The sequence below is a fragment of the Lichenifustis flavocetrariae genome (assembly GCF_026130545.1).
Taxonomy (GTDB): domain Bacteria; phylum Pseudomonadota; class Alphaproteobacteria; order Rhizobiales; family Beijerinckiaceae; genus Lichenihabitans; species Lichenihabitans flavocetrariae.
In genome coordinates, this window is sequence record NZ_JAMOIM010000070.1 from 3,994 (window position 1) to 14,811 (window position 10,818).

The 10,818-nt window shown below is 61.0% G+C and carries 12 protein-coding genes and 5 pseudogenes; 10 read left to right on the forward strand and 7 right to left on the reverse strand.

Translation table 11 applies throughout. The annotated features are described in order from the left end of the window. A partial coding sequence (locus M8523_RS33885; protein WP_282589238.1) for a hypothetical protein occupies positions 1-518 on the reverse strand: 518 nt, incomplete at its 3' end. A gap of 125 nt (positions 519-643) precedes the next feature. On the opposite strand from M8523_RS33885, the pseudogene M8523_RS37005 reads away from it, so the two are divergent. Beyond that, positions 644-751: pseudogene (locus M8523_RS37005) on the forward strand (methyl-accepting chemotaxis protein); the annotation flags it as partial. Positions 752-825: 74 nt separating this feature from the next. Continuing rightward, a pseudogene (locus M8523_RS33895) lies at positions 826-1,044 on the forward strand (IS21 family transposase); the annotation flags it as partial. Positions 1,045-1,087: 43 nt separating this feature from the next. Here M8523_RS33895 and M8523_RS33900 read toward each other — a convergent pair. Further along, positions 1,088-1,294: pseudogene (locus tag M8523_RS33900) on the reverse strand (transposase domain-containing protein); the annotation flags it as partial. On the opposite strand from M8523_RS33900, the gene M8523_RS33905 reads away from it, so the two are divergent. The 4 genes and pseudogenes from M8523_RS33905 (at position 1,268) to M8523_RS33915 (ending at position 3,827) form a co-directional block, all read left to right on the forward strand. After that, the gene (locus M8523_RS33905; protein WP_282589248.1) at positions 1,268-1,411 is read left to right on the forward strand and encodes a hypothetical protein; all 144 of its coding nucleotides are present in this window, start codon (positions 1,268-1,270) and stop codon (positions 1,409-1,411) included. The pseudogene M8523_RS33900 and the gene M8523_RS33905 sit on opposite strands and share 27 nt — an antisense overlap. Continuing rightward, positions 1,372-1,485: pseudogene (locus M8523_RS37095) on the forward strand (hypothetical protein); the annotation flags it as partial. The gene M8523_RS33905 and the pseudogene M8523_RS37095, both read left to right, overlap by 40 nt. A 109-nt stretch (positions 1,486-1,594) precedes the next feature. Beyond that, the gene (locus M8523_RS33910; protein ID WP_282589240.1) at positions 1,595-1,786 is read left to right on the forward strand and encodes a hypothetical protein; all 192 of its coding nucleotides are present in this window, start codon (positions 1,595-1,597) and stop codon (positions 1,784-1,786) included. Beyond that, entirely contained in the window at positions 1,767-3,827 is a 2,061-nt protein-coding gene (locus tag M8523_RS33915) for a recombinase family protein (protein ID WP_282589241.1), read from the forward strand. Before M8523_RS33910 ends, M8523_RS33915 begins: the two co-directional genes overlap by 20 nt. Positions 3,828-3,846: 19 nt before the next feature. On the opposite strand, the pseudogene M8523_RS33920 reads toward M8523_RS33915, so the two are convergent. From M8523_RS33920 to dapA, 4 genes and pseudogenes are all read right to left on the reverse strand, one after another. After that, positions 3,847-3,981: pseudogene (locus M8523_RS33920) on the reverse strand (IS66 family transposase); the annotation flags it as partial. 205 nt (positions 3,982-4,186) lie between these two features. Beyond that, the gene (gene mgtE / locus M8523_RS33925) at positions 4,187-5,548 is read right to left on the reverse strand and encodes a magnesium transporter (RefSeq protein WP_428351914.1); all 1,362 of its coding nucleotides are present in this window, start codon (positions 5,546-5,548) and stop codon (positions 4,187-4,189) included. Positions 5,549-5,685: 137 nt separating this feature from the next. Next, positions 5,686-6,048: a hypothetical protein gene (locus tag M8523_RS33930; RefSeq protein WP_282589243.1), complete on the reverse strand. Its 363-nt coding sequence runs from the start codon at positions 6,046-6,048 to the stop codon at positions 5,686-5,688. After that, positions 6,027-7,004 carry a 4-hydroxy-tetrahydrodipicolinate synthase gene (gene dapA, locus M8523_RS33935; protein ID WP_282589244.1) on the reverse strand — a complete coding sequence of 326 codons (978 nt, stop codon included), beginning with the start codon at positions 7,002-7,004 and terminating at the stop codon, positions 6,027-6,029. The genes M8523_RS33930 and dapA overlap by 22 nt, the downstream gene beginning before the upstream one ends. 389 nt (positions 7,005-7,393) lie before the next feature. On the opposite strand from dapA, the gene M8523_RS33940 reads away from it, so the two are divergent. The 4 genes from M8523_RS33940 (at position 7,394) to M8523_RS33950 (ending at position 10,406) form a co-directional block, all read left to right on the forward strand. Then, positions 7,394-7,984, forward strand: a complete 591-nt coding sequence (locus tag M8523_RS33940) for a hypothetical protein (protein ID WP_282589245.1) — start codon at positions 7,394-7,396, stop codon at positions 7,982-7,984. Positions 7,985-8,637: 653 nt separating this feature from the next. Then, complete coding sequence (locus M8523_RS37010) at positions 8,638-8,964, forward strand: winged helix-turn-helix domain-containing protein (RefSeq protein ID WP_428351909.1); 327 nt, start codon at positions 8,638-8,640, stop codon at positions 8,962-8,964. A gap of 8 nt (positions 8,965-8,972) precedes the next feature. After that, on the forward strand, positions 8,973-9,902 hold the full coding sequence (locus M8523_RS37015; RefSeq protein ID WP_428351911.1) for an IS630 family transposase: 930 nt from the start codon (positions 8,973-8,975) through the stop codon (positions 9,900-9,902). Positions 9,903-9,944: 42 nt separating this feature from the next. Further along, positions 9,945-10,406, forward strand: coding sequence for an MFS transporter (locus tag M8523_RS33950; RefSeq protein WP_282589246.1), 462 nt, complete (start codon positions 9,945-9,947; stop codon positions 10,404-10,406). Positions 10,407-10,629: 223 nt separating this feature from the next. Here the strand turns inward: M8523_RS33950 and M8523_RS33955 are convergent. Next, a partial coding sequence (locus M8523_RS33955) for a hypothetical protein (protein WP_282589247.1) occupies positions 10,630-10,818 on the reverse strand: 189 nt, incomplete at its 5' end.

The window sequence follows — 10,818 nt, forward strand, 5'->3', positions numbered from 1 at the left end:
GCATAGCCGGTGACCGGGTCAAAGGCCGCCAGGATCGCTTGACCATATTGGTTCTGGTAAGTGCCGTAGAGCTGCCCGTTCCCGTAGGCCAAGCCGGTCAGGCTTTGAAACAGGAAATCGTGCTCGCTTGGATTACCGAACGGCGAGGTGGAGGCGATCGACTCCCCCGTTGCATAGCCGGTGACCGGGTCAAAGGCCGCCAGGATCGCTTGACCATATTGGTTCTGGTAAGTGCCGTAGAGCTGCCCCTTGCCGTAGGCCAGGCCGGTCAGGCTTTGAAACAGGAAATCGTGCTCGCTTGGATTACCGAACGGCGAGGTGGAGGCGATCGACTCCCCGGTTGCATAGCCAGTGACCGGGTCAAAGGCCGCCAGGATCGCTTGACCATATTGGTTCTGGTAAGTGCCAAAAAGGCTGGCAGACAGTGCTGAAGAGACGCTTAGAACCCCACTCAACACAAGGGTTGGCGCAATCAGAAAAGGTCGTAATTTTCTACTAGATGCCGATAAGAAGCTCATTCTAAAAACTCCATGGCGAATAAGCCGCGCAATCAGATGCAAAAGCAAAAACGGCCCTAATAATGTGTTTTTCTATGAGACATGGGTCTGCGATAGGCAATCACAAAAGTCTGGAAATCCACGATTTGAATGCCGGCGTCCAAGCAGCCCGGGCCGGAGATGCCGGGCGCGGGTTCGCCGTAGTTGCGAGCGAAGTGCGTGTGTGCACGGAGGTGGCAAAGCAGGCCACTGGAGCGTCGGTAAAGTGCTGACGCGGGCGGAGTAATCTCCGGCCAGTGGATAGGCTGCCCGTTTTGGGGTGGCCGGGATGTTTGCCGCGGAGGTCTACGCCGCCGTTCGGCACTTCGTGTTCATGGAAGGCAAGAGTCGCCGAGAGGCCGCCCGGGTCTTCGGGCTGAGCCGCGGGACGGTTCTGAAGATGTGCCGGTTCTCGATGCCGCCCGGGTACACACGGACGAAGCCAGCTGAGAAGCCGAAGCTGGGACCGCATGTCGCCGTCATCGATGCCATTCTGGAGACTGACCGTAAGCGATGCCCCGAGCGCACCTTCGTAGGCGCGGGTAGCTATGTTATGCTGCTCGGGCGGTAGCCTTGAGCCCGGAAATGGCCGGATAGGCCCAGGGAAGCAGATCATCGATGCGGCTCTGGGGAATGCCATCGACGATGCGGGCGATGACGTCGGCCAGGTAGCCCTGCGGATCGACGCCGTTCAGCTTGCAGGTTTCCACGAGCGAGGCGATCACCGCCCAATGTTCGCCGCCGCGATCCGACGCGGCGTCATGATGCCGGTAGTCTGGGCCGCGAGGTTGTCGTCGCCTATCCGTTTCATCCGCTATTCGAAAAGCGCGCCATTGTGGTCGCCGATCAAACGCATGGTGGCGCTCGTCACCTGACGCTTCGCGCGGGCGAAAGCGAGTCGTTTCTCGTTCCGGAGTGGATGATTCAGAGTGCCGCGGCCACCAAGGTCGTTGAAACTCCCTGTATTTCCGTCGCTCAGCTTCGCGCGCTTCGGGCCTTCTTGGATTCGATCCTAGCCTCATCGGCGGGGACCGCCGTCCCCTGCAAAGGAGGTGCATATGGCGACACACAGGACCCTGTCGCAAATGGATCTTTTCGACCCGCCGCCGCCGGTGAGCCAACTCACGGCGACCGAGCGTCGAAAGGCGCTGGATTTATTGCAAGCGCTCTTGGCCGAGGCGATCAAGCCGGCACCGGACAAGGAGAACGAGAACCGGACGGAGGCGTGCGATGACGAAGATATCGGCTGACCACCTGGCTCGCAGCGCGGTTGTCTATGTTCGGCAATCGACGGCCGAACAAGTCGCGCACAATCTGGAGAGCCAGCGTCGACAGTATGGCCTTGCCGACAGGGCGCGATTGCTCGGCTGGCAGGCCGTCGAGGTCATCGACGACGATCTCGGCCGATCGGCCGGCGGCATCAGACGCCCGGGCTTCGAGAGATTGCTCGCCGCGATCTGCGAAGGGCGCGTCGGCGCCGTCATGTCCGTGGAGGCGTCGCGTCTGGCCCGCAATGGGCGCGACTGGCACACGCTGCTGGAGTTTTGCGGCCTGGTTGGCACGATCATCGTCGACGAAGACGGCGTGTATGACCCTGCCTCGCCGAACGATCGGTTGTTGCTCGGCATGAAGGGGACGATGAGCGAGATGGAGCTTTCCATCTTCCGCCAGCGATCCATCGAAGCGATGAAGCAGAAGGCGCGTCGTGGCGAACTCTTTCTGACGGTGGCCGTGGGTTACGTGAAGGCCGGGCGCGACCTGATCGAAAAGGATCCCGATCGGCGCGTCCAGGAAGCCATTACCCTGGTGTTCCGCAGGTTCGCGGAACTTCAGTCGATCCGGCAAGCGCTCGTGTGGTTTCGGCAAGAGAAGATTCCATTGCCCGTCTTGACGGTCGGCGATCCGGCCGAACGGATCGCTTGGAAAGCGCCGGTGTACTCGACCATGCATCACATCCTGACGAACCCGGTCTATGCCGGCGGCTACGCGTTTGGGCGTCGAACGATGCGCGTCGTGATCGAGAACGGACGAAAGCACGTCCTGCGGAGCATGCAGCGCGATTGGAAAAGCTGGGACGTTTTGATCCCGGATTACCATGAGAGCTATATTCCCTGGGTCGACTTCGAAAGGAATCAAACCCTGATTGCCGACAACGCCAACGGCAAAAGGTTCATGAGCCGCGGCGCCGTTCGCCGCGGCGAAGCTCTGCTGGTCGGTCTTTTTCGCTGTGCGCGATGCGGACGAAAGCTTCGTGTCCGCTACAGCGATGGGGCCGCTCGCTACCAATGCGTCGGCGCATTCACTCACCTGGCGGCAGCCCGCTGCATCAGCTTCAGCGGAATGCGCACCGACCGGATGGTTGCCCAGGAAGTGCTCGAGCGCCTCCAACCCCTTGGCGTAGAAGCGGCCCTGGCTGCGATCGATGCCCGTAGTCATAGGCGCTCAGAGAAGCAAGGACAGCTCGCGTTCGCGCTTCAGCAGGCCCGCTATGAGGCCGCCCGTGCTCAGCGGCAGTATGATGTCGCCGATCCCGACAACAGGCTCGTGGCTGGCGAACTGGAGCGACGGTGGAACGAGCGGCTGGTCGTGGTGCGCAGTCTCGAGGCCGAGCTCGCCCAAGCCAGCGCCGAACAGGCGGACGTGCTCACCATCGGCGATCGAGACCGGCTCATGATGTTGGGCAGGGATCTGGCGAGGGCGTGGGAGAGCCCAAGCACCACGCCGGAGACGCGTAAGAAGATCATCCGTACGGTCATCTCCGAAATTATCGTCGACGTCGTCGGCGACAGCCTCGACCTCGTCATTCATTGGCAAGGAGGCGATCACACGCGCCTCGGCGTGAAGAAGAATAAATTCGGTCACACACGATGGGTCACCGATACCGATATCGTCGAGCTCGTCCGCGCATTGGCCCGTCATATGCCCGATCACGCGATTGCCATGGTGCTCAACCGCTCGGGAAAGACGACGAGCCACGGCCATAGTTGGACTCGCGGCAGCGTCTGCTTCCTGCGGCATCAGAATGACATCGCGAACCATCGACCAGGGGAACGGGCCGAACGCGGGGAGACCACGATCAATGAGCCGGCCGCGATCCTGGACGTCAGCACGTCAACCGTGCGTCGCTTGATCGCCGAGCGGGCTCTTTCCGCGAGCCAGCCGTGCAAGGGCGCGCCCTGGATAATCTCCCAGGCCGAACTGGCGCGCGAAACCGTTCGCCGCGAAGCCAACATTCGGCGGTCACGGCGCCCGCCGTCCGATGATCGCCAACAAAATCTTCCGCATTTATAAGGGCATGATGAGATGAGCAGTATGAAGCGCCCTCGTCCGAGCCGGCGAAGAGTACATTTTTTCGATTGAGGGCCAGGGGCCTGATTGAACGCTCGACCGTATTCGAGTCCATCTCGATACGGCCGTCCTCGACGAAGAGCGTCAGCCCCGTCCAGCGTGTAGAGGGCGGTCCAAATCCAGGCCACTCCACTGCCCCGTCCGACTCCAGACGAACGATACTAGATTAAACGGTGCCCTTGGCTAACCTTTTACGTTCATGATCTTATTTCGTCTGTAGCGGGGTCGCCGGCCGTTGTAGGGCTGGCCTGGATTTGCTCCGCCCCGTGGCCTGGATTTGGACCGCCCTTCACAAACGTCTCTTAAAGCAATGTCCCGTGCAGAATGACGAGCGCCACCCTGAAGTAGATGACGAGGCCAGTCACATCGACAAGCGTCGCAACGAATGGGGCCGAAGCGCTGGCAGGATCGAAGCCCAGCCGCTTGAGAATAAAAGGTAGCATCGAGCCCGCCATCGAGCCAAAGGTCACGATCCCAATAAGGCCCGCGCCGACCGTCAGCGCGATCAAGGGCCAGTGGACGCCGTAGTCGTAGATGCCGAGCTGTTGCCAGACGGCGATCCGCAGGACCCCGATTGCGCCTAGAATCGCGCCGAGGGTCATGCCCACCGGAAGCTCCCGAATCGCGACGCGCCACCAGTCGCGCAGCCGGAGCTGCCCGAGGGCCAGAGCCCGGATGAGAAGCGACGTCGCTTGGGAGCCCGAGTTGCCTCCCGAACTCATGATCAGCGGTATGAAGAGGGTCAGGACAACGGCCTTCTCCAATTCGGTCTCGAAGTGTTGCATGGCGCTGGCCGTCAGCATCTCGCTGAGGAACAAGGCGCAGAGCCAGCCGGCTCGCTTGGAGAGCATTCGACCGAAGCCGATTTCGAGATAGGGGCCCTCAGCACCAGCGACGCCGCCGAATCTCTGGACGTCTTCCGTGCTCTCCGCGACGACAGCGTCGAGCACGTCGTCAACCGTCACGATCCCCAGAACACATCGCGCGTCGTCAACCACCGGGACGGCCAGTAGGTCATAGTGAGCGATCAAACGAGCGACATCCTCCCGATCGGCGCTCGCCGTTGTCGTGATCGGTGCCCGGCCGGAACAATGGGTTAGGATAGGATCGCCGGGCGAAGCCGTGATGAGCCGCCGCAGCGACACGGTCTGCTCGAGTCGACCGCTCGACGGATTGATCACGTAGATCGGGTAGATGGTCTCGCGCGTATGATGGACGGCGCGGATATGATCCAGAACCTCTGCCACGGTCGCGGTCGCCTGAACGCTCACGAACTCGGTCGTCATGAGGCTGCCGGCGCTGTCACGCGGATAGGCCAGCAAGGTGCGAACGATCCGTGCGACGTCGTCGTCGAGCAGCGGAAAGAGAGCGTCGCGATCAGCCTTCTCGGCTTGGCGAAAGACGTCCGCCTGCCGGTCGACCGCCATGCCGTCGAGGATGGCGCGCGCCTGTTCGGCCGGGATGGCGCGCAGCAATCTCGCGCCGCGGGTGAGGAACGGCTGATCGAAGACATCCACCGCTCTTCCGACCGGCAGCCCAGCCACTTCAATTACGGCTTCTGGCTCCAGAGCGCGATTAAGCCGCTCGGCCGTGTCTGCCGGGCGTTCGTCGAGCCGAGTCAGCGTAGGATCGAAGACATCTTGGGACGGAAGCTTCTTTTGCAGCAAATTCGTTTTCCTGTCTGTCCGTCAACCAACGCAAGAAGCACGTATACTCCGATCCACTATACGTAGATTGCAGTTGCTAGACCCCGGGCAAGCTGACCGGCGGGCAAGCGACACAGATCGATGGGGTTGCAGCTTCAAGCGAAAAGCCGCAACCCCATCGAAATGGTCGCAAAGAAAATGGCCTCATCCCATCGACTAAGATTTTTGGATGACCACTTTTCCTGCGAGAGAGTGGCGAAGACCGCATTTACCAAAGCACTTATATTCAACAATCGCTCAAACAGTCTGAGATGATCCCCATCCTGCAAAAACGTCGCGAGGAACATGAGAAAGGACAGGGTCCACCCGATCTTGACCATCATCAAACGGTTGACTGCTGCCTGATCGCTATCAAGGCGTCGACCTCTGGCTTGTGGACACTCGGTCCGTCGGGCCTGCACCTTTGGTGAATCGAGGAGTCGACGGAGCTGGCTGATCAGCGTCGCGAGAGTTTGCATGTCGTGTCTTCTAAAGGTTGTAATCGTTCCTGCTGGAGACTGAAGCCCTTCTCTGCAACCACAGGATACAAGAACGGATCGGCAAGCAGGCCCTTCAATGCAGCACTGACAGCACGCTGAGATTCTAGAGTACCTTCGACTAAAGGAAGACGGTAAGAAGCTCCGAAGCCAAGCCTGACCAGGCCCATTGCTATCTTGACCGGTACGGGTACGGTGTCGCTGTTCAGCGCTTCCATCAGCTCAGCTAGTCGCCAATGAATATTGCGAGCCAGGTCGTAGCGCCCTTGCCGGCAAGCTATTTGCTGGGTCGCGCAGACCCTAGGCAGCAGGTTTGCCACGACCGAAAGGCTTCCCTGTCCTCCTGCGAGGTTGAAAGCTAGCGCTTGTGCGTCGCTGCCGCAAAGCTGCACGAATTGTTCGCCTGCTGTGCGTGCTGTCGCGAGAACCCGCAGCGGATCGCTGCTCTGGTCGCAAATCCCAACGATCGATGCGATCCGGCTCAAACGGCCGATCGTCATCGGCAAAAGATTGACACCGGTCCGTGATGGAAGGTTGTGTAGAATGATGGGGAGATCGACCGCTCGGGCGAGAGCCTCGAAATGCCGATAGATTCCCTCTTGTGAGGGCCTGCTGTAATAGGGTGTCACGACCAGAACGGCATCGGCGCCAGCGGCTTTGGCCATCCGTGTCAAGGCGATCGTGCTGTCCGTTCCGTTTGTTCCCGTGGCTGCAATCACCGGCACGCGCCCGGCCGAGACCTCGGCGCAGATGCTGATGAGCCGGTCCTTCTCTGCCGTTGTAAGGGTCGGTCCCTCCCCGGTCGTGGTACAGGTCGCCAGCCCATGAATCCCTTCGGACATTTGCCAAGCGACGAGGTCGCCAAAGCCTTGTTCATCGAGGCCATCGCCGTCGAACGGGGTGAGCAGATCCACGATCGAACCCCAAAGCGAGATCATGACGCCGCCTCTCTGATGGAAACCACATTGACTTCGAGTCCGGTCGAAGCGCCTGTCGGAGCAGCCACGACCAGAGCTTGAGGGATGCCAACCCGCCTGCCACCGGCGCCGCCGCGAGGGCAAGGGTGTGTGCGGGATTGCCGACCCCCAAACGGGATCAATGGCAATTCGCAAGCCGACAATCGGGGCACGACCATCAGGGATTCGCTTAGCGTCCCTATGAACGAGGGCCGGTCGGAGTGGCAGGGGGCGCGGCAGCGCTCGCCTGAGGGCTTCTGGAACGCGAGGACGACGGTTCTGGTCACACCGGGACTTTTGCCCACGCTTGCATAATCGACAGAAACGACAGTCGCCAGCACAGCCGCTTGCTTAGCAATGAACGATTGCTCATGCAGCTGCCCGAAGGCAAGGCGGACCTCCCAGAAGGCCAGGACGGGTGCAACGACGCAGAACGCGCCGTTGAAGTCGCTCGCGCACGATCGGAAAGGAAGTTGGGTTTTCGTGTCAGAAAAGCTTTGGCTCGAATGAAGGGTCCTGCCCTGACAGAAACGAGTTGCAGCGACAGCGAGCGTTTTTGGCTTCGGCAAGGGCTCTTGCCGAGCGTGATCGACCGTGTGCTTCGTCAGCCAGCGGACGAGGTCGGTCGCACTCGATGCACAATACAGCAGGCCCACCTGCGCGAGCATATTCTCGCGCTCCTGCAGAAACCGCCGGGCGAGATGCTTCTGCGTGAACATCAGCTCGAGGATGAGGAAGACGTGCAGGTCGAGATTGTCGACCGCATCCGCGAGCCGCTCAAGCAGCGCGGTGACCTTGAAATCTTCGCCGGTGGCCTTTCCTCCGGTAAAGGATGTGCTTCGGCGATCGACGCACTGGAGCAGCGATGTCGCGAGATCCCAACGAAAGGCGGCGAACTCGGCCATGGCAGTGACTTAGAACTCAAGTTGGAGCGGGGTTGTCGCAAAATTGAATGCGCCTGATCGATGGTGGGCTTCGAAGTCGAAGAAGCGCAACGCGTCTTCGCGCCTCTTGGAGATGCCGCCACCGAGGTTGTGGATCTCGATCGCCAGCCAAGATCCCGGGGGCAGCCTGACCGATGACGAAGTTCGTTTGCGCGCGCTTATCCTTCACCGGAGGAGGTTCAAATCCAGGAGGAAACATTGACAGCATCCAGTGGCGAAATGGCGCCCGCCAATATGAATTGCTTTGGCGTTACAGATCGAGAGGCGAAAAGTGCGAAATGTATAAACGGCGCATAAAGAGAACCGAAACGCAGATCCCGCTCGGAATGACAAAGACAATCGATCGCTGCTCTAATACCAACGGCCTCTGACTTTGACTCGCGGGTTCTTCCCTGACGGTTTTTGATCTGATTCCATGGCGTGAGGAGATTCGCGCATGGCTTCAGCGGTGAGTTTGCGGGCGGACTTCAGCAACTGAGCTTCGTCGCATGGCGGCTTTGAGCAAGAACGCCAATCAGAGTCGCCGCTTGCTATCGCTGGCGGCGGTTCTGGACGGGATGAGCCGGACTGAGGCGGCGCCGACCGGCGGCATAGATCGTCAGACGCTTCGGGCGGAGCTGGCTTGAGGCTCCGGCAGGCAGAGCCTGCTGGAGAAGCCAGCGGAGGGCTGGGTGCACCGGTTCAACGAACGTGGTCCTGATGGGCTGAAGGACACCTGGTCGAAGGGCAATCCATCGCGCCTGTCCGTCGATCAGCAGCGCAATCTGGCTCAGCTTGTCGAGACGGGACCGGATCGAGCTGTTGACGGTGTCGTGCGTTGGCGACGGGTCGACCTTCAACGGGTCATCAAGGAGCGCTTCGGCGTCACCTATCACGAGCGCACGGTCGGCAAGCTGCTCAAGGGGCTTGGCTTCTCCCACATCAGCGCGCGGCCGTGCCATCCCGGACAGGACGAGCGGACGATCACGACGTTCAAAAAAACTTCGCAACGACGCTGAACGCGCACGTGGCGCATCTGCCAAAGGGAAAGCCGATCGAGATATGGTTCCAGGACGAGGCGCGCATCGGTCAGAAAAACGGCCTCGTGCGACAGTGGGCGAAGACGGGGTCGCGACCGCGCCAGCCAGCCGATCAGCGCTACGAGAGCGCCTATCTGTTCGGAGCCATCTGCCCCGCGCGCGGCACCGGGGCGGCGCTCGCCATGCCGCACGCCAACACCGAAGCGATGCAACTCCACCTCGATGAGATTGCCCGTACCGTGGCCAGGGGCGCGCATGCGGTCCTGCTCCTCGACCGGGCCGGGTGGCACACGACAGACCACCTCGTCATGCCAAAGAACCTGACGTTCATCTTCCTGCCGTCACGGTCGCCCGAACTCAACCCCGTCGAATATCTGGCAGTACCTGCGAGCCAACTGGCTCTCAAACCGCGTGTTCGAAACCTACGACGCCATTATCGACGCCGCTTGCGAAGCCTGGAACAAGCTCATCGAGCAGCCCAACACAATCACCTCAATCAGCATGCGAGAATGGGCTCATGTCGGTCAAACATGAGGGCCGCTGGTATAATTCGATCTGTTTATAGATTGTTTATACGTGAGCAGCGCATAGTCGAAGCGCTTTCGGGACTGGCTCACCTCACCCTCCCGAACGAGGGGACGATCACGGACCTGGATGACGCCGTCGCGCAGCTGCTCTCACGAGCCCTGACCGGAAGTCGTCATGCCGATCTCCGTCGTAGCGGGAAGCCAAGTTGGATCCGAGAGGAAGGAGAAGGTCTCCGCTACGATCTCGAACAGGAAGGGGGCGGCGGCGGTCGTGCGCGTCGCCGGCACCAATCGGGTCACACCGCCTTTGACAGGGCCGGAAGGTGCTGGCCCTTCGCCAAATTCCAGCCGGCATCGTGCCCGAGGCGCTCGCCATCAATCGCATCCTGATCGCCCAGGCGCTACGCCCTGTTCCCGACAATGCCCTTCCTGATGAAGAGATTCAACCCGCGACTGCTGGTGATCGCCGGCACGCTCCTCTTCGCGGCGAGCTGCTTCATCAACGTTAGCCTGACGCACGACGTCGGCATGTACCAGCTGATCCTGCCGCAGCTAATGCGCGCCGCTGGCCAGCCGCTCTTCACCGTGCCGCTGAGCCAGATGTCGACGGCCGGGCTCGAGCCGCGCGACACCGCCGATGCCTCGGCTCTCTCCAACATGATGCGCAACCTCGGCGGCTCGATCGGCATCGCTATGTTGTCCACCATGATCGATCGGCGCGAGCACTTCCATTTCTCGGTCCTCGCCGAGGCCATGACGCAGAATGGCGCCCTCACACAGTCCCGGCTATCGGGCTTGGTCGCTGGCATGCAGGCGCATATGCTCGATCTCGCGGCGGCTAAGGGGCGAGCTCTCGGACTAGTGGCCACCAAGTTCGGAGGGAAGCCTATGTGATGGCCTACAGCGATGCGTTCTGGATCATCGGTGTGGGCCTGATCATCAGTTTGGCCGCCGTTGCCGTACTTAAGAAGCCGCAGAAGACAACGGGTCCGATTGAGTCGCACTGAAGCGATGCGTGCCCCACGCCGATCCGAATAGCGTTGATGGTGACGCTCCTCAAGGGATCGAAACCGGTGACGGCGGGTCCTGTCGGACGGTGCATCAGACGCGGCTGGTGTTATATTCCGCCCAAGGCAGGAGATCGCTCAAGCGGCGGCTGGTCGTCCGTGACGGACTGACGCCGGCTGACCTTCACTGGATGAGCGACCATGTACAGCCCGGTGGCGCGCCGCGCCTCGCCATCCGTTGGCGCAGTGGCGACGTCATGCGCCTGGAAATCGCCCTGCCGCACTCGAACCCGCCGACC

What these genes read in the sequence shown, in the direction of transcription:
- M8523_RS33905 (WP_282589248.1), top strand. Translation starts at nt 1,268, where the DNA reads ATGTTCGCCGCCGCGATCCGACGCGGCGTCATGATGCCGGTAGTCTGG.
- M8523_RS33910 (WP_282589240.1), top strand. Translation starts at nt 1,595, where the DNA reads ATGGCGACACACAGGACCCTGTCGCAAATGGATCTTTTCGACCCGCCG.
- M8523_RS33915 (WP_282589241.1), top strand. Translation starts at nt 1,767, where the DNA reads ATGACGAAGATATCGGCTGACCACCTGGCTCGCAGCGCGGTTGTCTAT.
- M8523_RS33930 (WP_282589243.1), bottom strand. Translation starts at nt 6,048, where the DNA reads ATGCAAACTCTCGCGACGCTGATCAGCCAGCTCCGTCGACTCCTCGAT.
- dapA (WP_282589244.1), bottom strand. Translation starts at nt 7,004, where the DNA reads ATGATCTCGCTTTGGGGTTCGATCGTGGATCTGCTCACCCCGTTCGAC.
- M8523_RS33940 (WP_282589245.1), top strand. Translation starts at nt 7,394, where the DNA reads ATGCAGCTGCCCGAAGGCAAGGCGGACCTCCCAGAAGGCCAGGACGGG.
- M8523_RS33950 (WP_282589246.1), top strand. Translation starts at nt 9,945, where the DNA reads ATGAAGAGATTCAACCCGCGACTGCTGGTGATCGCCGGCACGCTCCTC.